The sequence below is a fragment of the Actinokineospora sp. HUAS TT18 genome (genome assembly GCF_051364635.1).
Classification (GTDB): domain Bacteria; phylum Actinomycetota; class Actinomycetes; order Mycobacteriales; family Pseudonocardiaceae; genus Actinokineospora.
On record NZ_CP195645.1, the window covers coordinates 4,087,318 to 4,107,161 of the forward strand.

General features: G+C 69.7%; 27 protein-coding genes. 12 read left to right on the forward strand and 15 right to left on the reverse strand.

Annotated elements, in window-relative coordinates; all coding sequences use genetic code 11:
- The first annotated feature begins 53 nt into the window (after window positions 1–53).
- The gene (locus tag ACSHT8_RS18240) at window positions 54–701 is read left to right on the forward strand and encodes a hypothetical protein (protein ID WP_436492043.1); all 648 of its coding nucleotides are present in this window, start codon (window positions 54–56) and stop codon (window positions 699–701) included.
- On the opposite strand, the gene ACSHT8_RS18245 is transcribed toward ACSHT8_RS18240, so the two are convergent.
- Window positions 679–1,125 carry a hotdog fold domain-containing protein gene (locus ACSHT8_RS18245; RefSeq protein WP_436502095.1) on the reverse strand — a complete coding sequence of 149 codons (447 nt, stop codon included), beginning with the start codon at window positions 1,123–1,125 and terminating at the stop codon, window positions 679–681. The two genes, ACSHT8_RS18240 and ACSHT8_RS18245, sit on opposite strands and share 23 nt — an antisense overlap.
- 83 nt (window positions 1,126–1,208) lie before the next feature.
- Here ACSHT8_RS18245 and ACSHT8_RS18250 point away from each other — a divergent pair, with 83 nt between their 5' ends.
- Together ACSHT8_RS18250 and ACSHT8_RS18255 are read left to right on the forward strand one after the other, a co-directional pair.
- Complete coding sequence (locus ACSHT8_RS18250) at window positions 1,209–1,793, forward strand: acid phosphatase (protein ID WP_436492044.1); 585 nt, start codon at window positions 1,209–1,211, stop codon at window positions 1,791–1,793.
- Entirely contained in the window at window positions 1,786–2,265 is a 480-nt protein-coding gene (locus ACSHT8_RS18255) for an N-acetyltransferase family protein (protein ID WP_436492045.1), read from the forward strand. The genes ACSHT8_RS18250 and ACSHT8_RS18255 overlap by 8 nt, the downstream gene beginning before the upstream one ends.
- Here ACSHT8_RS18255 and ACSHT8_RS18260 read toward each other — a convergent pair.
- Together ACSHT8_RS18260 and ACSHT8_RS18265 are read right to left on the reverse strand one after the other, a co-directional pair.
- Window positions 2,246–2,728 (reverse strand): N-acetyltransferase family protein, encoded by a 483-nt coding sequence (locus tag ACSHT8_RS18260; protein WP_436492046.1) that lies wholly within the window; start codon window positions 2,726–2,728, stop codon window positions 2,246–2,248. The genes ACSHT8_RS18255 and ACSHT8_RS18260 overlap by 20 nt on opposite strands.
- Before the next feature lie 3 nt (window positions 2,729–2,731).
- The gene (locus ACSHT8_RS18265) at window positions 2,732–3,121 is read right to left on the reverse strand and encodes a hypothetical protein (protein ID WP_436492047.1); all 390 of its coding nucleotides are present in this window, start codon (window positions 3,119–3,121) and stop codon (window positions 2,732–2,734) included.
- Between the two features lie 309 nt (window positions 3,122–3,430).
- On the opposite strand from ACSHT8_RS18265, the gene ACSHT8_RS18270 reads away from it, so the two are divergent.
- Both ACSHT8_RS18270 and ACSHT8_RS18275 read left to right on the forward strand, forming a co-directional pair.
- Window positions 3,431–4,354, forward strand: coding sequence for a diacylglycerol/lipid kinase family protein (locus ACSHT8_RS18270; RefSeq protein WP_436492048.1), 924 nt, complete (start codon window positions 3,431–3,433; stop codon window positions 4,352–4,354).
- 210 nt (window positions 4,355–4,564) lie between these two features.
- Window positions 4,565–4,819: a WhiB family transcriptional regulator gene (locus ACSHT8_RS18275; RefSeq protein ID WP_436492049.1), complete on the forward strand. Its 255-nt coding sequence runs from the start codon at window positions 4,565–4,567 to the stop codon at window positions 4,817–4,819.
- An 83-nt stretch (window positions 4,820–4,902) separates the two neighbouring features.
- Here ACSHT8_RS18275 and ACSHT8_RS18280 read toward each other — a convergent pair whose 3' ends face one another.
- Window positions 4,903–6,417, reverse strand: a complete 1,515-nt coding sequence (locus ACSHT8_RS18280) for a sensor histidine kinase (RefSeq protein ID WP_436492050.1) — start codon at window positions 6,415–6,417, stop codon at window positions 4,903–4,905.
- A 1-nt stretch (window position 6,418) separates the two neighbouring features.
- Window positions 6,419–6,634, reverse strand: a complete 216-nt coding sequence (locus tag ACSHT8_RS18285) for a biotin/lipoyl-binding carrier protein (protein ID WP_436492051.1) — start codon at window positions 6,632–6,634, stop codon at window positions 6,419–6,421.
- Window positions 6,635–6,792: 158 nt separating this feature from the next.
- On the opposite strand from ACSHT8_RS18285, the gene ACSHT8_RS18290 reads away from it, so the two are divergent.
- Entirely contained in the window at window positions 6,793–6,867 is a 75-nt protein-coding gene (locus ACSHT8_RS18290; RefSeq protein WP_096498094.1) for a 50S ribosomal protein bL37, read from the forward strand.
- Window positions 6,868–6,919: 52 nt separating this feature from the next.
- Here the strand turns inward: ACSHT8_RS18290 and rsrA are convergent, their stop codons facing one another.
- The 5 genes from rsrA to ACSHT8_RS18315 all read right to left on the reverse strand — a co-directional run bounded on the left by rsrA (window position 6,920) and on the right by ACSHT8_RS18315 (window position 9,808).
- Window positions 6,920–7,204 carry a mycothiol system anti-sigma-R factor gene (rsrA, locus tag ACSHT8_RS18295; protein ID WP_436492052.1) on the reverse strand — a complete coding sequence of 95 codons (285 nt, stop codon included), beginning with the start codon at window positions 7,202–7,204 and terminating at the stop codon, window positions 6,920–6,922.
- Window positions 7,201–7,821 carry a sigma-70 family RNA polymerase sigma factor gene (locus tag ACSHT8_RS18300; protein ID WP_436492053.1) on the reverse strand — a complete coding sequence of 207 codons (621 nt, stop codon included), beginning with the start codon at window positions 7,819–7,821 and terminating at the stop codon, window positions 7,201–7,203. Before ACSHT8_RS18300 ends, rsrA begins: the two co-directional genes overlap by 4 nt.
- A 155-nt stretch (window positions 7,822–7,976) precedes the next feature.
- Window positions 7,977–8,456 (reverse strand): Cys-tRNA(Pro) deacylase, encoded by a 480-nt coding sequence (gene ybaK, locus ACSHT8_RS18305; protein ID WP_436492054.1) that lies wholly within the window; start codon window positions 8,454–8,456, stop codon window positions 7,977–7,979.
- A gap of 4 nt (window positions 8,457–8,460) precedes the next feature.
- The gene (locus ACSHT8_RS18310; protein WP_436492055.1) at window positions 8,461–9,072 is read right to left on the reverse strand and encodes an alpha/beta hydrolase family protein; all 612 of its coding nucleotides are present in this window, start codon (window positions 9,070–9,072) and stop codon (window positions 8,461–8,463) included.
- Complete coding sequence (locus ACSHT8_RS18315) at window positions 9,059–9,808, reverse strand: SOS response-associated peptidase (RefSeq protein WP_436492056.1); 750 nt, start codon at window positions 9,806–9,808, stop codon at window positions 9,059–9,061. Before ACSHT8_RS18315 ends, ACSHT8_RS18310 begins: the two co-directional genes overlap by 14 nt.
- A gap of 101 nt (window positions 9,809–9,909) precedes the next feature.
- Between ACSHT8_RS18315 and aroA the strand changes: the two genes are divergently transcribed.
- The 6 genes from aroA (at window position 9,910) to ACSHT8_RS18345 (ending at window position 15,108) form a co-directional block, all read left to right on the forward strand.
- Window positions 9,910–11,172 carry a 3-phosphoshikimate 1-carboxyvinyltransferase gene (aroA, locus tag ACSHT8_RS18320; RefSeq protein ID WP_436492057.1) on the forward strand — a complete coding sequence of 421 codons (1,263 nt, stop codon included), beginning with the start codon at window positions 9,910–9,912 and terminating at the stop codon, window positions 11,170–11,172.
- A gap of 1 nt (window position 11,173) precedes the next feature.
- Complete coding sequence (gene rsgA, locus ACSHT8_RS18325) at window positions 11,174–12,181, forward strand: ribosome small subunit-dependent GTPase A (RefSeq protein WP_436492058.1); 1,008 nt, start codon at window positions 11,174–11,176, stop codon at window positions 12,179–12,181.
- A gap of 12 nt (window positions 12,182–12,193) precedes the next feature.
- Window positions 12,194–13,036, forward strand: coding sequence for a PhzF family phenazine biosynthesis protein (locus tag ACSHT8_RS18330; protein WP_436492059.1), 843 nt, complete (start codon window positions 12,194–12,196; stop codon window positions 13,034–13,036).
- A gap of 98 nt (window positions 13,037–13,134) precedes the next feature.
- Window positions 13,135–13,956 carry a hypothetical protein gene (locus ACSHT8_RS18335; protein WP_436492060.1) on the forward strand — a complete coding sequence of 274 codons (822 nt, stop codon included), beginning with the start codon at window positions 13,135–13,137 and terminating at the stop codon, window positions 13,954–13,956.
- Window positions 13,957–14,091: 135 nt separating this feature from the next.
- The gene (locus ACSHT8_RS18340; RefSeq protein WP_436492061.1) at window positions 14,092–14,340 is read left to right on the forward strand and encodes a hypothetical protein; all 249 of its coding nucleotides are present in this window, start codon (window positions 14,092–14,094) and stop codon (window positions 14,338–14,340) included.
- A 75-nt stretch (window positions 14,341–14,415) separates the two neighbouring features.
- Window positions 14,416–15,108 carry a hypothetical protein gene (locus ACSHT8_RS18345; RefSeq protein WP_436492062.1) on the forward strand — a complete coding sequence of 231 codons (693 nt, stop codon included), beginning with the start codon at window positions 14,416–14,418 and terminating at the stop codon, window positions 15,106–15,108.
- On the opposite strand, the gene ACSHT8_RS18350 is transcribed toward ACSHT8_RS18345, so the two are convergent.
- From ACSHT8_RS18350 to ACSHT8_RS18370, 5 genes are all read right to left on the reverse strand, one after another.
- Complete coding sequence (locus ACSHT8_RS18350) at window positions 15,095–15,268, reverse strand: DUF397 domain-containing protein (RefSeq protein ID WP_436492063.1); 174 nt, start codon at window positions 15,266–15,268, stop codon at window positions 15,095–15,097. The genes ACSHT8_RS18345 and ACSHT8_RS18350 overlap by 14 nt on opposite strands.
- Entirely contained in the window at window positions 15,210–16,112 is a 903-nt protein-coding gene (locus ACSHT8_RS18355; protein WP_436492064.1) for a helix-turn-helix domain-containing protein, read from the reverse strand. The genes ACSHT8_RS18350 and ACSHT8_RS18355 overlap by 59 nt, the downstream gene beginning before the upstream one ends.
- Before the next feature lie 69 nt (window positions 16,113–16,181).
- A complete protein-coding gene (pruA, locus tag ACSHT8_RS18360; protein ID WP_436492065.1) occupies window positions 16,182–17,810 on the reverse strand; it encodes an L-glutamate gamma-semialdehyde dehydrogenase in 1,629 nt (542 codons plus the stop codon).
- Window positions 17,811–17,905: 95 nt separating this feature from the next.
- Window positions 17,906–18,409, reverse strand: coding sequence for a DUF6912 family protein (locus tag ACSHT8_RS18365; RefSeq protein ID WP_436492066.1), 504 nt, complete (start codon window positions 18,407–18,409; stop codon window positions 17,906–17,908).
- 4 nt (window positions 18,410–18,413) lie between these two features.
- Entirely contained in the window at window positions 18,414–19,799 is a 1,386-nt protein-coding gene (locus ACSHT8_RS18370; protein ID WP_436492068.1) for a WS/DGAT/MGAT family O-acyltransferase, read from the reverse strand.
- Between the last annotated feature and the right edge of the window lie 45 nt (window positions 19,800–19,844).

Genomic DNA, 19,844 nt, shown 5'->3' on the forward strand with positions numbered 1-19,844 from the left:
GTCCCCGGGTCATCCCGGATGATCACCGACCCGGCCGCCGACAGGCTGGGCGCATGAAGAAGATCAGCGCGATCCTGGCCGCCGCAGCCGCAACGATCGCCCTAGCGGCTCCAGCCACAGCCGGCCCAGAGTTCAGCTTCGCCGACTGCCCCACCATCCCCGCCGCCGCCGACCCCAAAGCCTGGCGCTGCGAGGAAATGGCCGCCACCGGCACCATCCGACTCGGCCGCCTGCCCACCCTCGACGCAGGCACCCTCCGCCTCACCTTCGCCGAAGGCAGGCTGGACGGGAAATTCGCGCAAACCTTCGGCAAACTCCGGGCAGACGAAATCCCCGTCCCCCGCTCCCACCTGCGTCTCCGGCTCGAATACGCGGGCTACGCCGACTTCGAGTCCAACGACGAACGCATGGGCGAACTCCACCTCAACCTCGCCGTCACCGGCCCGCTCATCCCCGAGACCTGCGAGATCGGCCCCATCCGCTTCATCACCCAACGCACCGCGCCCACCGAGGTCGTGACCACGGACCCGCTGGTCGTGAAGTTCGCTATCGCTGACAACACCTTCACCGCGCCCAACGCGTCCGGCTGCGGCCCGTTCGACAAGATGATCAACCAGCGGTTCGGTCTCCCCAGCCAGGCAGGCGAGTCGAGTCTCCGACTAGCGACCCGAGTCGGGATCAGGAGCTACGCGACACCTTGATCGTGATGATCGCCGACACGACCTCGACCCCGTCCTTGTCCGTGATCGACACCGGAACCGGCAGGTCGAAGGGCTCGTCACCGAAAGCAGGGATGACCGGCAGTTCAGCCACAGCGCGCAGGCTCGACTTGGCCTTCGCGACATAGGACACCGTCATCCCCTTGGGGATCCAGCGATGGCTGGTCGGGACCGTGGCCTCGGCCAGCATCCCCATCGCGACCTCGGCCAAGTTGCACGCGGCGATCGCGTGGAACGTTCCGATGTGATTGTGGACACCCCACCACTTCGGCGACCGCACCTCGCACCGACCCGGCCGCATGTCGACCACGGTGGGCAGCACCGTGCCGAAGTACGGCACCCGCAGGTACATGGCCGTCGAGAAGAGGCGCCCGCCAAGGGGACGGTCGGCCAGCTTCTGCCACATCGCATACGTCTTGGTCACGCTCACGAACGTTAAGCTACTCGCCAGTAGCTTTAGCGGCAAGTGCGCACCCATAGGATTCACACATGCTCTACCTGCTGCGACACGGCCAGACCGAGTGGTCTGAGTCCGGTCAACACACCGGCCGCACCGACATCGACCTCACCCCCGACGGCGAGGCGGGTGCCCGGAAGGCGGGCGAGCTGCTGCGCCACCTCCGCGGCGACCGCCCCGCGGTGGTGCTCTCCAGCCCGCGCACCCGCGCCGTGCGGACCGCCGAGCTGGCCGGGCTGACCGTGGACGAGGTCACCGAGGATCTGGCCGAGTGGGACTACGGCGACTACGAGGGCCTGACCACCCCGCAGATCCGCGAGACCGTCCCCGACTGGACCGTCTGGACCCACCCGTGCCCCAACGGCGAGACCGCCGCCGCCATCACCGAGCGCGCGGCCAAGGTCGTCGCCCGGGTGCGTGAGATCGGGCAGGATGTCGTCCTCATCGGACACGGGCACTTCAGCCGGGTGCTCATCTCGGCCTGGATCGGGCAGTCCGCCGAGTTCGGCGTCCACTTCGGACTGGAACCGGCCGGTGTCAGCATCCTCGGCGACGAGCGCGGCGTGCCGCAGATCGAGCGCCTCAACATCCCCGCCTATGGAGAAACCCATGCCTGACCCGCGAATCCGCCGAATCAAGCCGTCCGATGTGGACGCCGTCGTCGGACTGGTCCACGAACTCGCCGACTACGAGCGGGCCCCGCAGGACTGCCACCTCACCACCGAGCAGCTGCACGCCGCGCTGTTCGCCGACGCGCCCGCGCTGTTCGGGCATGTCGCGGTGGTCGACGGGGAGGTCGTGGGCTGCTCGCTGTGGTTCCTGAACTTCTCGACCTGGCGCGGCACACACGGGATCTACCTGGAGGACCTCTACGTGCGGCCGACGCAGCGTGGGTCCGGGCTGGGCAAGGCGCTGCTTCTCACCCTCGCGCAGGAGTGCGTCGAGCGCGGGTTCGAGCGGCTGGAATGGTCGGTGCTCGACTGGAACGAGCCCGCCATCGGCTTCTACAAGTCCCTCGGCGCCATCCCGATGGACGAGTGGACCGTCTACCGGCTCACCGACGGGGCACTCAAAGCCGCCGGTACATGATGTGGATGTCGACCAGGCCGTCCGGGTGCCGGAAGGCGCCCGGCACGGTGCCGACGACCTCGAAGCCCAATGACTTCCACAGGCGGACGGCCGCGGTGTTGGTCGACACCACCGCGTTGAACTGCATCGCCTTGAACCGGCGGCCACGCGCGGCCGAGAGCACGTGGTGGGCCAGGGTGCGGCCGATGCCCTCTCCGGCGCGGTTCGGGTCGACCATGAAGCCCGCGTTCGCCACGTGGTCGCCCAGGCCGGGCTGATTGGGCTTCAGCAGGGCCGTGCCGACGATGTCGGCCCCGTCCTCGGCCACGAACACCACGGCGGGCTCAGGAAGCATCCAGGCGGCCCTTGCGTCGGCCTCGGACGTGTCCGGCGCCCACATGTAGGTCTCGCCCGCGGCCACCACCCGGTGCCACAGCGGCCAGATCCGCGCCCAGTCCGCCTGGGTGGCCTCCCGCACCCGCATGGGTCAGCCCTCCGTGTCGCCCTGCGCCCACGCCGACGAGCGGGTGTGGAACAGCAGCACCAGGGTGCCCAGTACGACCAGGCCCAGCGGGAGGCCGATCTCGGGCCGGTGGGACGGGCCGAAGGCGTACCAGGCCACGCCCAGCAGCAGGATCTCCACGACGATCGCCGGGCTGCGAGCCCAGTACTTGCCCAGCAGCAGGCCAACCCCGGCGGCCAGCACGCCCGCGGAGATCACCGCGAAGTACGCGGCCTCGCCGTAGACGTTGTTGCCCGGGGTGGAACTGCCGGAGACGACGAGGATGACGGCGAAGACCAGGCCAGCCAGGCCCTGGAGGGCGACCAGGCCCCCCGCGCCGAGGATGGTCCGAGGGGCGTCGGATGCGATGCGCACGGCGGCCTTTCACGAGCGGATTTAGCGCACGATGACGTTCCGTGCACACCGCCGATCGTATGCCACCCGGACGGCCGTGGATTTTGTCGGTGGGTCGGTGAAGGATCATGGGCAAGCCCTCGAGGTCGATGAGCAGACGGTCGTCTGGGTGCACTCACCGATGCCGGGGCGAGCAGCGGTGCCGAAGGGAGATCGAACTCAGTCACGCACGACACGGTTACGCAAAACCCGATGGGATGACGCCTCAACCTCACCCGAATGGGGTGGGCGATGGCGAGACAGGAGAGCCTGCTGGCTTACCCTGCGGTAATGCGCGCAGTCCTCGTGGTGAACCCGCAGGCCACCGCGACCACCCCAGCCGGTCGCGACGTGCTCGCGCACGCCCTGGCCAGCCAGGTGAAGCTCGACATCGTCGAGACCGACTACCGCGGCCATGCGATGGCGGCCGCGGCGCAGGCCGCGGTCGACAACGTCGACCTGGTCGTGGCCCACGGCGGCGACGGCACGGTCAACGAGGTCGTCAACGGCATGCTGAGCGTGGGCGGACCGGCGCCGATGCTGGGCGTCGTCCCCGGCGGGTCGGCCAACGTCTTCGCGCGCTCCCTCGGCCTGCCCCGCCACCCGGTCGAGGCCACCCACGTGCTCCTGCGCGCCATCGAGGAGAACCGCAGCCGCGCGGTCGGGCTTGGGCTCGTCGACATCGGCGCAGGTCAGACCCGGTGGTTCACGTTCAGCGCGGGCATGGGCTGGGACGCGGAAGTGGTCGCCGACGTCGACCGCAAGCGCGGCAAGAAGGCCAGCCCGGCGCTCTACACGCGCATCGCGGCGGCCCGCTATCTGCGCCCCCGCCACGGCAGGCCCGACCTGACCGTCGAGATCCCCGGCGAGGACCCGATCGAGGGCCTGCGCCTGGCGTTCATCTCCAACACCGACCCGTGGACCTACATGGGCTCGCGCGCGATCCACCTCAACCACGGCACGTCGTTCGACACCGGCCTCGGCCTGTTCGCCCTGCGGACCATGCGCGCGCACACCGTCGCCAGGCACGTGGTCCAGGCGTTCAGCGCGAAAGGCGAGACCAAGGGCAAGAACCTGGTCCGCCGCGACGACGTCGCCAAGCTGGTCGTGACCGCGAAGGAGCCGGTCCAGCTGCAGTGTGACGGAGACCTCATCGGGGCTCGAACCCGCGTCGAGTTCACGTCGATGCCGGGGGCGTTGACGGTCTCGATCTGATCATCGGTCCAGACCAGCGGCCTGCGAGACCGAATCGTTGCTCTCCGCTTCGAAAGTGCTTTGACGTCGATCTTTCGGGTGAGTTCACTCACCGGGTGCAGAAGAACCCTTGACATCTCCCTGGTTCGTGAAACCATTCACAAGCACCCCGACGACCGGATACGACCTAGAGGCGCGCTATCAGCGCGCCCGAGCGAGGAGCAAGTAGAAATGGACTGGCGCCACCGCGCGGCCTGCCGTGACGAGGACCCCGAGCTGTTCTTCCCTGTGGGAACAAGCGGCCCGGCGATCCTGCAGGTCGCCGAGGCGAAGGCCGTTTGCCACCGCTGCCCCGTCGCTTCCAACTGCCTGTCCTGGGCACTCGAGAGCGGCCAGGATGCTGGCGTTTGGGGCGGAATGAGCGAGGATGAGCGTCGTGCGCTGAAGCGCCGCAACGCTCGGACCCGGGCACGCAGCAACGCCTGAGCTTCCGTCGAAAGGCCCCTGTGCGCGGAAACGCGACACGGGGGCCTTTTGCATTCCTACGCAATGCGGTGAATAGCGATCGACTAACGACGCGACGTTAGCGGGACTCGCAAGATCGCCTCTGTGCCCTTGGGCTCGCGCCGACGCAGTGACAGCGTCCCGCGCAGCTCCGACTCGACGAGCGTCCGCACGATCTGCAGCCCCAGCCCGTTAGTCCGTTCGAGTGAAAATCCGCGGGGCAGGCCCCGGCCGTCGTCGGCCACGACGACATCGACCCACCGGGCGGAGCGCTCCGCGGTGACCACGACCTCGCCGGAGTTGCCCGCCGGGTAGGCGTGCTCGACGGCGTTCTGGATCAGCTCGGTCAGCACCATCACCAGCGGCGTAGCGACCTCGGCGGCGACGACGCCGAACTGGCCGGTCTTGCGGACCTTGACGTGGCTCTCGGCCACGGCGACGTCGCCGACGACCGGGATGACCTTGTCGACCAGGGCGTCGAGGTCGACGCGCTCGTCGACCGACGTGGACAGCGTCTCGTGGACCATGGCGATCGCGGCGACCCGGCGGACCGACTCGGCCAGTGCCTCCTTCGCCTCCGGGCTGCTCGTGCGGCGCGACTGCAGGCGCAGCAGCGCGGCCACGGTCTGCAGGTTGTTCTTCACCCGGTGGTGGATCTCGCGGATCGTGGCGTCCTTGGACAGCAGCGCGCGGTCGCGGCGGCGGACCTCGGTGACGTCGCGGCACAGCACCAGCGCGCCCGCGGGCTTGCCGCCCGGCCGCAGCGGCAGCGCGCGGAACAGCACGGCCGCGCCGCGGCGCGACTCGGCCTCCATGCGCATGCTGGGCTGACCCTCCAGGGCTTGGAGGATGCGCTGGGAGATCTCGGTGGCGTCGAACGGGTCGGCCATCAGCGACCTGGTCAGCGGGGCCAGGCGGACGCCGATGAGGTCGGCGGCGTGGCCCATGCGGTGGTAGGCCGACAGCGCGTTCGGGCTGGCGAACACGACCGCGCCCGCCGGGTCGAGCCGCATCAGGCCGTCGCCGACGCGGGGGCTGGTGTGGACGTCCGGGGACGGCTCTACGGCCGGGAACGTGCCGTCGGTGACCATCTGGCACAGGTCGCCCGCGATCCCCAGGTAGGCGATCTCCAGGGCGCTGGGCACGCGCGGCACGGCCAGGTTGGTCTCGCGGGACAGCACGGCCACGATCTCGCCGCCGAACTGCACCGGGATGACCTCGCGGCGCACCGGCACACCCAGGTGCCAGCGGGGGTCCTCTTCGCGGCAGATGCGGCGCTCGACGATGGCGCGGCGCAGCTGCGGGTGCTCGATCGCGTCGGTGTGGCTGCCGACGACGTCGTCGGGGTGCGCGGTCGGCGCGGTCGTCGGCCGGGCCTGCGCGACGCACAGGAAGCGTTCGTCGGCGTCGGCCGGGAGCGGGGTGCCGTCCTCCCCCTCGGTCTGCTTGACCCAGAGCAGGAAGTCGGCGAACGACAGGTCCGAAAGCAGCTGCCACTCCGCGACAACGGTCTGCAGGTGGTCGACCGCGCCCGCGGACAGGCCGGTGTGGTGCGCGAGCAGGTCGGCCAGGGTGGACACGTCAGCCCACGACGGCGATCAGGTCGTGCTCCTGGATGACGTCACCCTCCTGGACGGCCAGGCGGGTCAGCGTGCCGTCTTCCTCGGTCAGCACCGGGATCTCCATCTTCATGGACTCCAGGATCACCACCGTGTCGCCCGCGTGCAGGTCCTGGCCCTCCTGGGCGACCACCTTCAGCACGCTCGCGACGATCTCGGCATGGATCTCGTGGGCCATCCGACAGTTCCTCCTCGTGGGGTGTTCCGCTCGCGATAATCCAACCACGCTCGGCCCTGGTGAACGCGACAACGGACGCGTGGCAAAATTGTGCACTGAAGGTGTGTCGCGGGTGTGTCACGCGGCGCACGGCCAGTCGAGAAAGTAGAGGAGCACCGATGTCGAAGCGCGCCCGCAAGCGTCGTGACCGCAAGAAGGGTGGCGCGAACCACGGTAAGCGCCCCAACGCCTGAGCACTGGCTCCAGACGTAGACAGGCCCCGGCGGATTCCGCCGGGGCCTGTTGTCACTCTTTGGGGTTTCCGCCGCCGTGTTTGATCACGGTCTGGCGGATCGAAGCGCGCAGGCGCTCCTTGAAGTCGTCCGGCGCGTGGTCGCCGCCGCACTTGCGGGCCAGCAGGATCTTGAGGTGCTCCTCGAGGCCGTACTGCTCCAGGCAGGGGCTGCACTCGTTGAGGTGCCGCTCCAGGAGCGCCCGCCGGGTGACGTCGCACTCGTGGTCGAGGAAGAGCCAGACCTCGTCGAGGACGTCGGAGCAGTCGGTCTCGTGGTCGCCGCCGCAGTTCTTCACGCTCCCGCCACCTCCTGCTGTTTCGCCGGGCGGATGAATCCGCGTTCCCTGGCCACGTCGGCGAGCAGGTCGCGCAGCAGGCGCCTGCCCCGGTGCAGCCGCGACATCACCGTACCGATGGGCGTGCCCATGATCTCGGCGATCTCCTTGTACGCGAAACCCTCCACGTCGGCGAGGTACACCGCGAGCCGGAACTCCTCCGGCAACTGCTGCAGCGCCTGCTTCACGTCGTCGTCGGGCAGCAGGTCCATGGCGTCCATCTCCGCGGAGCGCAGCCCGCTGGAGGTGTGGTTCTCGGCCTTGGCCAACTGCCAGTCGGTGATCTCGTCGGTCGGCGACTGCAACGGCTGCCGCTGCTTCTTGCGGTAGCCGTTGATGTAGGTGTTGGTGAGGATCCGGTACAGCCACGCCTTGAGGTTCGTACCCTCGGAGAACGACTCGAAGGCGGCGTACGCCTTGAGATAGGTCTCCTGGACCAGGTCCTCGGCATCCGCTGGGTTGCGCGTCATCCGCAACGCGGCCGAGTAGAGCTGGTCGATCAGAGGCATGGCGTCACGCTCGAACCGCTCAGCCCTTTGGGCGGAGGTCTCGGTGCGGGGCACCGCGCTCCCTTCCATCGACGAATGCGCATAGCGCTTCACCGAGCGTACGCGGCCGTCGCCGGGTCCGCTGTGGCCCAAGGCACGCCCAGGACGTGACGTTGGACGCTTCGGTTCGTGGATCAGCTCCGTCAGCACATCCCGCTCAACGCGGGCGCTGACGTGGACATTCCCTACGGGGCAGCGATCGGCGCCACTGTCGCGCCGAGCAGCGCGACCAGGTCGGCGGCGGCGAGTTCGACCTCAAGGCCGCGCCTGCCCGCCGAGCAGAACATGGTCGACATCTCGGTGGCTGAGACATCGATGACCGTCCGCAGGCGCTTGCGCTGGCCGAGCGGGGAGATGCCGCCCGCGACGTAGCCGGTGGCCCGCTCCGCGGCGGCGACGTCGGCCATCTTGGCCCGCTTGCCGCCGACGGCCGCGGCGAGCGCCTTCAGGTCGAGCTGCCCGACGACCGGCACGACGCCAACAGTGAGCGCGCCGTCGACGTCGGCGAGGAGGGTCTTGAAGACCCGGCTCGGGTCGACGCCGAGCGCGGCGGCGGCTTCGAGCCCATAGGACTCGTGCCGGGGGTCGTGCTCGTAGGAGTGCACTGTGTGGGCGACCTTGCGCTTGGCCAGCAGCGTGGTCGCGGGAGTTCCTTGGCCTGCCACGGGGTCAGCCTAGGGGGCGCAGGATTCGGTCCAGCCACTCCTCGACCGTGCGGGAGATGCGTGGGAGTTCCTTCTTGAGGCTGTGGTCGCCCGGCATCAGGACGACCTCGCGGTGGTGGCCCGCCGGTGGGCGGCCGAACGAGTCGGATTCGCCCTGGACCACCAGGGTCGGGACGGTCACCGCGTCCAGTTCCGGCAGGCGGGTCTTCTCCGGCTTGCCCGGGGGGTGCAGCGGGAAGGCCAGGCAGACGACGGCGACGGCTTGGCCCTCGGCTGCGGTGCGGCAGGCGACGCGGGCGCCGGAGGAGCGGCCGCCGAAGACCAGGGGCAGGCCGTCGAACCAGAGTTCAGAGAGATGTTCGGCGACGGCCAGCCAGGCGGTGTCGAGTTGGCCCGCGGGGGCAGGGGCGCGACGCCCGGCGACGCGGTAGGGCTGTTCGACCAAGGCGACATGGACGCCCGCGGCGGTGGCGCCTCGGGTGGCGGCGACGAGGTCGGGGGCGCCGATGCCGCCGCCCGCGCCGTGGCCGAGGAGCAGGCCCGCGCGGCCCTCGGGGGCGCAGTGGAGTTCGGCGCGGGCGGGGCCGTGGGGGGTGTCGATCTCAGCGCGCGTCATCGAACAGGTCCAGTTCGCGGGGCTCGTCGAAGGGCGCGAGGAGTTCGGGGCCGTTGTTGCGGACGCTGTTGACGGCCGTGGACACCGGGCGCATCTCCAGGGCGGCGACCAGGTCTTCCGAGGGCGGGGCCAGCAGGTCGGACACCTCGGCGACGTCCGGGTCCAGCCACTGGTCCCACGCCGACTTGGGCAGGATCAGGGGCATGCGGTCGTGGATCTCGGCGGGGAGGCCGACGGCGGCCGTCGTCAGGACCGAGCAGGTGATCAGCAGTGGGGAGTCGTCGTCGGGGCGCCAGGTGGTCCACAGGCCCGCCATCGCCAGGCTGTGGCCGTCCGCGGACGACGTATAGAAAGGCTGCTTGACCTTGCCCTCGCGCCGCCACTCGTACCAGCCGTCGGCGGGGATGATGCAGCGGCGTTCGGCGAGGGACTTCTTGAAGGCGGGCTTCGTCGCCGCGCTCTCGGAGCGGGCGTTGATCATGCGGGCTGCGCCGGAGGCGTCCTTGGACCACGCCGGGACCAGGCCCCAGCGCATGACGCGGAGGGTTCGCTCGGTGCGGGTGGAGTCGACCACGCCCTCGTCGTCGCGCGGATGGCGCTGGACGACTGTCACGACCGGGTCGGTGGGCGCGACGTTGTAGTCGACGTCCGGGCCTTCGCCGCCCAGCACGTCGAGCGCGTCGAACTCGGCCGCCAGGGTCGCCGGGTCCTTCGTGGCCGCGTACCTGCCGCACAACGTCGACTCACCTCCGGTGGGAAGACCAGCATCGTGACACGCCGGACCGACAGTGGCGAGCCGGTATCCACAGGCTCCCCCGCGTACGGGAAGATTGGCGCATGCCGCAGCCCTGGTCAGCCCCGGTAGCGCCCGCCCCCGTCCACGCCACCCTGTCGATCCCCGGCTCCAAGTCGATCACCAACCGCGCGCTCGTGCTCGCCGCGCTCAGTGGTGGCGCCGGGACGCTCACCGGCGCCCTGGAGGGCCGCGACGCCGACCTGATGATCGACGCGCTGCGGTCGCTCGGGGTGCCGATCGAGGTCGACGGCACGACCATCTCCGTCGGCGCCCACGAGGGGCTGCGCGGCCCGGCGACCATCGACTGCGGCCTCGCGGGCACGGTCATGCGCTTCGTCCCGCCCGCCGCCGTGCTGGCCGACGGGGAGATCCGCTTCGACGGCGACCCGCGCGCGCGGGAGCGGCCGATGAACACCGTGCTCGACGCGCTGCGGGCCGTCGGCGCGGCCGTGACCGGCGACGCGCTGCCCTTCACCGTGGCCGGGACCGGCGCGATCGCGGGCGGCACCGTGACCATCGACGCGTCGGCGTCGTCGCAGTTCGTGTCGGGGCTGCTGCTGTCCGGCGCGCGCTACGAGAAGGGCCTGACGGTCCACCACGACGGCAAGCCCGTGCCGTCGATGCCGCACATCGAGATGACCGTCGACATGCTGCGCCAGGCGGGGGTGACCGTCGACGACTCCGAGCCCAACACCTGGCGCGTCGAGCCGGGCCCGATCGCCGCGCGCGACTGGGTGATCGAGCCCGACCTGTCCAACGCGACGCCGTTCCTGGCCGCCGCGGCGGTGACCGGCGGCGCGGTCACCATCACCGGCTGGCCCAGCGCCACCACCCAGCCCGGCGACGCGATCCGCGACATCCTGGCGCGCATGGGCGCGGAGGTTGAGCTGGCCGACGGCGCGCTGACCGTGCGTGGACCGGCCACACTGTCCGGTGTGGACATCGACATGCGCGAGGTCGGCGAGTTGACCCCCACCGTGGCCGCGCTCGCCGCGCTGGCCGACGGCCCGTCGCACCTGCGCGGCATCGCCCACCTGCGCGGCCACGAGACCGACCGGCTCGCCGCGCTCGTCGCCGAGATCAACGGCCTGGGCGGCGGCGCGGAGGAGACCGAGGACGGGCTGACGATCCGCCCGGCCAAGCTGCACGGCGGCCCGTGGCGGGCCTACGCCGACCACCGCATGGCGACCGCGGGCGCGATCATCGGCCTGGTGGTCGAGGGCGTCTCGGTCGACGACATCGGCACGACCAGCAAGACGATGCCCGACTTCCCGGCCATGTGGACCCGGATGCTGGCGAGCTGACGTGGCCAAGCGCGGCGACTGGAGCAAGCTCGACGAGGCCGACGTGCGCGTGCGCCCGGGCAAGGGCACCCGGCCGCGCAGCAAGCGCAGGCCGGAACACGCGGACGCGGTCACGGCGATGGTCGTGGGCAAGGACCGGGGCCGGTGGACGTGCTCGGTCGACCGCGACCCCGACCACCTGGTCATCGCGATGCGCGCGCGGGAGCTGGGGCGCACGTCGGTCGTGGTCGGCGACTCGGTCGACATCGTGGGCGACACGTCCGGCGCGGCCGACACGCTGGCCCGCATCGTGCGCGTCGCCGATCGCAGCAGTGTGCTGCGGCGGACCGCGGACGACACGGACCCGTTCGAGCGGGTGGTCGTCGCCAACGCCGAGCAGCTGCTGATCGTGTGCGCGCTGGCCGATCCCCCGCCGCGCACGGGATTCATCGACCGGTGCCTGGTCGCGGCCTACGCGGGCGGGCTGGAGCCGGTGCTGTGCCTGACTAAGGCCGACCTGGCCGACCCGTCCGAGCTGCTGTCCGCCTACGCCGAGCTGGACCTGCCAGTGGTCATCACGCGGTTCGACGAGGACAACGCCGACCTGCGCGCGCGGCTCACCGACCGGGTGTCCGCGCTGGTCGGGCACTCGGGCGTGGGCAAGTCGACGCTGGTCAACCGGCTGGTGCCGGACGCGTTCCGGGCGGTCGGCGTGGTCAGCGGCGTCGGCAAGGGCAGGCACACGTCGACGACGGCGGTCGCGCTGCCACTGCCGTTCGGCGGCTGGGTCGTGGACACGCCGGGGATTCGGTCGTTCGGGCTGGCGCACATCACGCCGAACGACATCGTGTCGGCGTTCGAGGAGTTCGTGGCGCCCGCGGAGGAGTGCCCGTCCAACTGTGGGCACCTGGGCGCGCCGGAGGACCCGGACTGCGTGCTGGACTCGGTGGTCACGGAGGGCACGGCGACGGTCGGCAGGCTCACGTCCCTGCGGCGGCTTTTGGCGTCGAAGGCCGGGACCGACGACTGACAGAATCCGGACATGCGGATTCAGCGGTACACAGCGTTCAGCGGCGATCCCGACGGCGGCAACCCGGCCGGAGTGGTTCTCGACGCGTCGGGGGCTTCGGACAGCGAGATGCTCGCGGTGGCGGCGGACCTGGGGTACTCGGAGACGGCGTTCCTGGTGCCGCGCGGGCCGGGCGCGGTCGACGTGCGGTACTTCAGCCCGCTGGCGGAGGTGCCGTTCTGCGGACACGCGACGATCGCGGCGGCCGTGGCGTACGCGCGGACGCACGGGGTCGGGCCGGTCGCGTTCCACACGTCGGTCGGGCTGGTCGAGGTGACCACGGTCGAGGCCGGGGAGATCACGGCGACGCTGGTCAGCGTGCCGCCCAAGTCGGTGGAGATCGGGGATCCCGCGGAGTTGCTGGCGGCGCTGCGGTACTCGCCGGAGGACTTGGACCCGTCGCTGCCGGTGCGGGTCGCGTACGCGGGGGCTTGGCATCCGATCGTGGCGGTCCGGTCGCGAGAGCTGCTGGCGGCGCTGGACTACGACTACGACGCGTTGTCCGCGCTGACGGCGGCGCGGGCGTGGACGACGGTGGACGTGGTGTGGCGGGAGTCGGCGTCGGTGTACTGGGCGCGCAACCCGTTCCCGCCCGGTGGGGTTGTCGAGGACCCGGCGACGGGGGCGGCCGCGGCGGCGTTCGGCGGGTACCTGCGGGAGCTGGGGCAGGCGCCGTCGACGGTGACGGTGCACCAAGGCGACGACCTGGGGCGGCCCGGTGTGATCACCGTCGGGATCCCGGCTGAGCCGGGGACGGGGATCTCGGTGTCGGGGACGGCGGTGGTCATTTCAGACCCATCTGGTTCGGCCGAATAGCCGCTCGATACCGTGTCAAGCACTGGGGTCGCAACCGCCGGGCAGGTCCAAACGTCCTAGGTACGACCGCGACGATCTCCGAGGGGACATCCACCGTTATGCGCAAGATGCTGCTCGTCAGCGGCGCCGCACTGATGGCGTTGACCATGACCGCGTGCTCTGGCTCGTCCAGCACCTCGACCGGGGGGACGACGCCGGCGAGCGAGAGCAAGGCTTCGGGCAAGGCGGGCTTCGACAGCCTCAAGGCCCTGAGCGACGCCGTCACCGAGAAGAGCGACGGCGCCAAGAGCGCGCACGTCGTCTTCACCGGCGAGGCGGCTGGGGAGAAGATCAAGGGCGAGGGCGACTTCAACTTCGCCGGTGCCGACACCGCGATGCAGATGACGATGGGCACCGCCGAGGGTGACATCGAGATGCGGTTCGTCGCCAACGTCATCTACATCAAGACGCCGCAGGAACTGCAGCCCGGCAAGCCGTGGCTGAAGCTCGACCTGAACGACAAGGACAACCCGCTCGCCAAGATGCTGGGTTCGTCGATGAGCTCGATGAAGAACACCGACCCGACGCAGACGCTCAAGCAGCTCGCGGAGTCGGGCCAGATCAAGTCCGTGAAGGACGAGGAGATCGACGGCAAGGCCGTCAAGCACTACGAGATCGTGGTCGACACCACCAAGCTCAAGGGCGCCGAGCTGGGCATGGACGAGTCGGCGATCAAGGAACTGGAGAAGGCCGGTGTCAAGGAGATGCCGGTCGACGTGTGGATCAACGAGGAGAACCTGCCGGTCCGCTTCGTGATCGACGTCCCGACCGCCGCAGGCGCGGGCGCGGGCAAGGTCCAGGCCGACTACAGCGACTGGGGCAAGGGCGTCGAGGTCAAGGCGCCGGACGCTTCCGAGGTCGCTGAGCTGCCGGGTAGCTGATCTTCAACTGGAAGCGCCCCACGGGATTCCCGTGGGGCGCTTTCGTTTGGCCACATTAGCGCAACCTGAGGTACTTAGGTACCATTCCACTGGAGGTTCGCCATGACAACCACAGGATCCAGGCGCCAAGCGCCGTTGAAGATCGATCCCGCCACTGACGAGCTGATCACGCAGGCGGCGCACTTCCTGGGCATGACCAAGAAGGACTTCGTCGCCGAAGCCGTCAGGGCGTACCTGGGACAGCGACGAGACGAGGTTCAGAAAGGCATGATCGAGTCCATGAAGGTGCTGGACGGCTCACTCTCATCAAGTGTCGCCGCACTCACCGGACTGTCAGCGGAACGAATCGAAGAACTCGGCGGCGTCGGCTCCTGGAAGGAATGATTCGTGCCGGTTCGCCCGACCCTGCGGTGCCTGCGTGAGGACTTGGGGCTCCCACTCCCAACAGCCCAGACTCCGTTGGACCAGATCGCGCACCCGCTACTGGAGAAGGCGACCAAGCAATTCGCCACGCCAGACATCCCCCACGAACGTATCCGTTCCATCGACGATGTGATCTTGTTCAAGGTCAAAGTCGGCCGCTGGCGAGGCGCGGTGTACTCCGGCGATCCGGACGCGGAAGCACCCGACTGGCTGGTCGCGGCCGGTGTCCGCGAAGACGGATCCAAAGACGACTTCTATTCGGCGCTGCACGAGCAAGCACGCACGGCGCGGCAACGTTACAACGCCGAACACGACAAGGCACTCACCACTGACACCCACGCCGCCCACCTCCTCCCGGACGAAGACGACCGGGACCGCTACCTCCTGGAGGCGGGCGTCCGGTTTGCCCTGCGCCTCGACAGCGTTCTACGGGATCTACTGGTCGGCACACTGCGGGACGGCCACGAACACGCGGCCGATCTCGCGGGATTCCGGCTCGGCGTCATCGTTCGCGCCGAAGACGGCCACGAGACCTACGTCGCCATTCGCATCACCGGGTCGGTCCCGCAGAACCTGACCGCGATGATCCTCAACCGCGTACCCGGCTGCGCACCTGATGGTTGGTTCCCTGAACACACTCTGCCCGAACGCCACATTCTTCCCGCGGAGCAAGCATGGTCGAATCTAATGGATCCCAAAGCGGCTGCGCGGCTTCTCAGTGATCTTTGACGGCGAGCAAGCGCGGCCGCCAGGACGACGCGGGGAGGGTGAGGATGCCAGCCTCGGGGTTCTTGGAGTCGCGGAGGCGGACCACGGCCGCATAGGCCACCTCAACACAGTCTGGTTGGGCCGCTCCGCTGAAGGTCGACTTCCGCCACTCTCCGTGCATCTTGTTTCAGCCCCCGTTCGTAATCGGCCGCGAATTTGGCCAGGAAGTTCACCGAGTCGGCTGACCCCAGCGCCACTTCGCCCAGCGTAGCGACCTTGTCTTGGAAGCTCGCCACATCCGCACGCTGATGGAGGAATCCGCAGGCGCCATGCTGCTCGACATAGGCGATCGACGAGGACTCGCGGAAGTCGAACACGGAGAAGTGACCCGGAACGTCATATCCGCCGTGGCGGAACGGGATCACGTGGATCGAGATGTGGCGCATCTGCGCGCGGTCGATGAGCCAGCGAAGCTGGTGGGCCATCACCTCGCCGCCGCCGAAGGGTCGGCGGATGACTGCCTCATCGAGGATCGCCACATACGTTGGGACGGAGATGCGGTCGAGGACCTTCTGCCGCTCCAACCGTTCCGCGATCAGGGTTTCGATGAGGTCGTCGGGAAGTTTGGCGGTTCGGGTGATGGCGCGGGCATAGGCGGCTGTCTGCAGTAGCCCTGGCATGGTCGAGGGGGCGAAGTTGAAGATGGAGGTCGCCTTGGCCTCGAAGCCGACGAGGGCCTTGAACAGGGTGCCGAAGTCGGGGCGGACCTCCATCCAGGTGGCCGCCTTCACCGCCTCCAACATGTTCATGATCCGCACCCGATCCTCGCCGACAACGCGGTACAGGACGAGCATTCCGGAGACCATCTCGGCCGTCGGTGTTCGTAGGGCGTTCTCGATTCGGCTCAATGAGGCCAGGGAGATGTCCACCCTCGCCGAGACCTCGCGGAGCTTGAGGCCCGCGCGGGTGCGCGCCGATTCCAACTCTGTTGCCAGGGCGCGCAACCGCGCGGACAGTTCGCTCATGCGGTCATGAGATCACTTTCCACACCGGCCGCAAGCTGCACAAATGGGTGAGCCGTTTCCGACCGGAAACTAACCCATGTGCGGATAACGGTGATCCGTCGGCGGAACAAACGTCTCCTTGATGGACCGCGGGCTCACCCACCGCTGCAGGTTGTAGATCGAGCCCGCCTTGTCGTTCGTCCCCGAAGCCCGGCTGCCACCAAAGGGCTGCTGGCCGACAACAGCGCCGGTCGGCTTGTCGTTCACGTAGAAGTTGCCCGCCGCGAAGCGAAGCGCCTTGTGGGCCTCTTCCACCGCCGCGCGGTCGGTCGCGAAGATCGCGCCGGTCAACGCGTACGGGGACGACGTGTCGACCAACTCCAACACCTTCGAGAACTCGGCGTCGTCGTAGACGTGGACCGCGAGGATCGGGCCGAAGTACTCGGTGGTGAAGACCTCCTGCAGCGGGTCCGAGCCGAGGAGCACCGTGGGCTGCACGAAGTAGCCGACCGAGTCATCGCACGTTCCGCCTGCCAGGACCTCGATGGACGACGTCGCCGCCGCCGACTCCAGGGCCGCCTTGTGCTTGGCGAACGCGCGGGCGTCGATCACGGCGCCGCCGAAGTGGGAGAAGTCTGTGACATCGCCGTAGGACAGCGACTTCACTGTGTCCACCAGCTGGTCGCGGACGCCGCCCTCCCACAGGGAGCGGGCGATGTAGGCGCGGGACGCGGCCGAGCACTTCTGGCCCTGGTACTCGAAAGCGCCGCGGACCAGGCCGATCACCACCGCCGCCGGGTCGGCCGACGGGTGGGCGACGATGAAGTCCTTGCCGCCCGTCTCGCCGACGATGCGCGGGTACGACCTGTACGTGTCCAGGTTGTCGCCGATCAGGCGCCACAGGGCCTTGAAGGTCGGGGTCGAACCGGTGAAGTGCAGGCCCGCGAAGCCGGGGTCGGTCATCGCGACCTCGGACACCACGGCGCCGTGGCCGGTCACCAGGTTGATGACACCCGCGGGCAGGCCGGCCGCCTCCAGCAGACGCATCGTGTGGTGGGCCGCGAGCTGCTGGGTAGGCGACGGCTTCCAGACGACCGTGTTGCCCATCAGCGCGGGGGCCGTGGGCAGGTTGCCCGCGATGGCGGTGAAGTTGAACGGGGTGATCGCGGTGACGAAACCGTCCAGCGGGCGGTGGTCGAACCGGTTCCACATGCCCGGCGCGGACGCGGGCTGCTCCTCCATGAGCTTGCGGGCGAAGGCCACGTTGTAGCGCCAGAAGTCGATCAGCTCGCACGCGCTGTCGATCTCGGCCTGCTGGGCCGACTTCGACTGGCCGAGCATGGTCGCGGCGTTCAGCGTGTCGCGCCACGGGCCCGCCAGGAGGTCGGCGGCGCGCAGCAGGACCGCGGCGCGCTCGTCGAAGGGCAGTTCGCGCCACGCGGGGGCGGCCTTCTTGGCGGCGGCGACGGCGTCGGCCACGTCCGCGTGGGTGGCCTGGCCGGTGACACCCAGCACGTGGGCGTGGTCGTGCGGCTGGACCACATCGATCCGCTCGCCGCCCGCCATGCGCTGCTCGCCGTTGATCGTCATGGTCAGCTCGGGGCGCTCGGCCTCCAGCTCGGCGAGCCTGCGCTGCAGCGACTCCCGCTGGGGCGTGCCCGGCGCGTAGGAGTGGATCGGCTCGTTCGACGGCTCTGGCACGGACGAAATCGCGTCCATCGTGGTGGCTCGCCTCCCTGTCGGCGTGGTGAGCCCCGCTTGTGGCCGCTCACCTCTCTGGTGGCACCCATCCTGTCATGGGATGTTTAGCCGTTCTACAGCAGCTCCAGCACGAACGGAAGCTCCTGGACCGCGTACCAGGCCAGTTCGTGGTCCTCGACGCTGCCGATGGTGAACTCCGCGTCGGGATCGCCCAGGTCAGCGGCGTCGACCACGGCCGCGGCGGCGCGCACGGCGTCCTGAGCGTCCTCGGTGTCGAGGTGGATCGCGGCGACCACCTTCAGCGGCACCGGCCCGGCCAGCTTGACCACGGCGTAGTCGAGGTCGGACCGCAGCACGGCCCCGTCGACGTCGGCCGAGACCACGGCGCGGCGCATGACCGTGTCAGGGTCCCTGTCCAGCTCGGCGTTGAGCAGCCGCAGCGAGGCGCGGGCCGCGTCGAGCATGGCGACGTACTCCAGTTCCTCGTCGCCGCCGGTCGCGTAGGACTCGCGCAGGGCCGGGGTCAGCGCGAACGCGGTGTTGCCCACCGCGACGAGCTCGCCCGCCTCGTTCGTCTCCCGCAGCATGGCCACCGTCGCCGGGATGTAGACCCTCAAATCATCACGCTCTCACTGTCGTCAGCAACTCTTCCAATGACTCTTCCACCATTCTCGCCATAACGTCGACATCCGCCATCGCTGAGCGGTCGCCGGTGATGCCGAAGTACACGCCGCCGTCGTAGGAGGTCACCCCGATGGCCAGCGGGTGGTTCTTGCCCAGGGGCATCACGGGGAACATCTCGGTCATCCGCGCGGGACCCGCGTACAGCGGGAACTGCGGGCCGGGGACGTTGGTGACGACCAGGTTGAAGATCCGCTGGGAGAACGCCGCGGCGGCCCGCGCGCCCAGCGAGTGCAGGGTGGGCGGGGCGAACCCGCCGACGCCGAGCAGGGCGCGGGCGGCCATGCCGCCGCCGTGGGCGCGCATGGCGTGGCTGACGTGGTGCAGCCGGACGAACGGGTTGGGCTCGCCGACCGGCAGGTCGACCAGATGGGCGCTGACCTTGTTCCCCAGCATCCCGGGCACCGTGCCGTCGTCGTCGTGCACGGCCAGCGGCACCAGCGCGCGGACCCTGGTGGACGAGGTGACCTGCTCGCCGCGCGACAGCAGCCACGCCCGCAGCGCCCCGGAGATGACCGCCAGGATCACGTCGTGCACGGTGCCGCCGTGGCCCGCCCGGACGCTGCGCAGGTCGTCCAGCCGGGTCCTGGCGACCGCGAACAGCCGGGCCTTGCCGACCGGAGCGTTCAGCGGACCCGCCGATGTCGGGCGGGCTGCGATACCGACCGCCGACACGACCGCGCCCGCCACCTTCTGCGACGTCGCGACCACGTCGGTCACCGCGGACCGGACGTTCTCCACGATCTCGCGGGGCCGCTGCACCGTCTCGGCGACCGCGTCCATGATCAGCCTGGTCGGGCCGGGCATCCGGCGGGCCAGCCAGGGCTCGTCGGGCGGCTGGTCGGCGGCGTGCGGGGACGGGTCGAGGATGATCTGGGCGAAGTCGATCGTGCGGACGCCGTCGACCATGGCCTGGTGGGTCTTGGTGACCAGGGCGACGTGGCCGCCCGCGAGGCCCTCGATCAGGTAGGTCTCCCACAGCGGCCGGTTCTGGTCGAGCGGGCGGGCCATGAGCCTGCCGACCAGGTCGAACAGCTGCTCGTCGCTGCCCGGCTGGGGCAGCGCGGAGCGGCGCACGTGGTAGGCGACGTCGAAGTCCGGATCGTCGACCCACACCGGCCGGGCCAGGTGGCCGGGCACCGACACCACCTTCTGCCGGTAGCGCGGGACCAGCGGCAGCCGGTGCTCGATGAGCGAGACCAACTCGGCGTAGCTGAAGCCGGACCGCGGCTTGTGGAAGACCGCGACCCCGCCGACGTGCATCGGCGTGGCCTGGTCCTCCAGGTAGAGGAAGGACGCGTCGAGGGCGGACAGGCGGTCGGGCATGCACTCGATCCTGACACATCGCGGTGACGTCGAGGTGACGTCGGT

What these genes read in the sequence shown, in the direction of transcription:
- ACSHT8_RS18255 (WP_436492045.1), top strand. Translation starts at nt 1,786, where the DNA reads ATGCCTGACCCGCGAATCCGCCGAATCAAGCCGTCCGATGTGGACGCC.
- ACSHT8_RS18260 (WP_436492046.1), bottom strand. Translation starts at nt 2,728, where the DNA reads ATGCGGGTGCGGGAGGCCACCCAGGCGGACTGGGCGCGGATCTGGCCG.
- aroA (WP_436492057.1), top strand. Translation starts at nt 9,910, where the DNA reads ATGCCGCAGCCCTGGTCAGCCCCGGTAGCGCCCGCCCCCGTCCACGCC.
- ACSHT8_RS18310 (WP_436492055.1), bottom strand. Translation starts at nt 9,072, where the DNA reads ATGACGCGCGCTGAGATCGACACCCCCCACGGCCCCGCCCGCGCCGAA.
- ACSHT8_RS18240 (WP_436492043.1), top strand. Translation starts at nt 54, where the DNA reads ATGAAGAAGATCAGCGCGATCCTGGCCGCCGCAGCCGCAACGATCGCC.
- pruA (WP_436492065.1), bottom strand. Translation starts at nt 17,810, where the DNA reads ATGGACGCGATTTCGTCCGTGCCAGAGCCGTCGAACGAGCCGATCCAC.
- ACSHT8_RS18330 (WP_436492059.1), top strand. Translation starts at nt 12,194, where the DNA reads ATGCGGATTCAGCGGTACACAGCGTTCAGCGGCGATCCCGACGGCGGC.
- ACSHT8_RS18275 (WP_436492049.1), top strand. Translation starts at nt 4,565, where the DNA reads ATGGACTGGCGCCACCGCGCGGCCTGCCGTGACGAGGACCCCGAGCTG.
- ACSHT8_RS18370 (WP_436492068.1), bottom strand. Translation starts at nt 19,799, where the DNA reads ATGCCCGACCGCCTGTCCGCCCTCGACGCGTCCTTCCTCTACCTGGAG.
- ACSHT8_RS18335 (WP_436492060.1), top strand. Translation starts at nt 13,135, where the DNA reads ATGCGCAAGATGCTGCTCGTCAGCGGCGCCGCACTGATGGCGTTGACC.
- ACSHT8_RS18250 (WP_436492044.1), top strand. Translation starts at nt 1,209, where the DNA reads ATGCTCTACCTGCTGCGACACGGCCAGACCGAGTGGTCTGAGTCCGGT.
- ACSHT8_RS18285 (WP_436492051.1), bottom strand. Translation starts at nt 6,634, where the DNA reads ATGGCCCACGAGATCCATGCCGAGATCGTCGCGAGCGTGCTGAAGGTG.
- ACSHT8_RS18350 (WP_436492063.1), bottom strand. Translation starts at nt 15,268, where the DNA reads ATGCACGGAGAGTGGCGGAAGTCGACCTTCAGCGGAGCGGCCCAACCA.
- ACSHT8_RS18355 (WP_436492064.1), bottom strand. Translation starts at nt 16,112, where the DNA reads ATGAGCGAACTGTCCGCGCGGTTGCGCGCCCTGGCAACAGAGTTGGAA.
- ACSHT8_RS18300 (WP_436492053.1), bottom strand. Translation starts at nt 7,821, where the DNA reads ATGGAAGGGAGCGCGGTGCCCCGCACCGAGACCTCCGCCCAAAGGGCT.
- ACSHT8_RS18270 (WP_436492048.1), top strand. Translation starts at nt 3,431, where the DNA reads ATGCGCGCAGTCCTCGTGGTGAACCCGCAGGCCACCGCGACCACCCCA.
- ACSHT8_RS18245 (WP_436502095.1), bottom strand. Translation starts at nt 1,125, where the DNA reads ATGTGGCAGAAGCTGGCCGACCGTCCCCTTGGCGGGCGCCTCTTCTCG.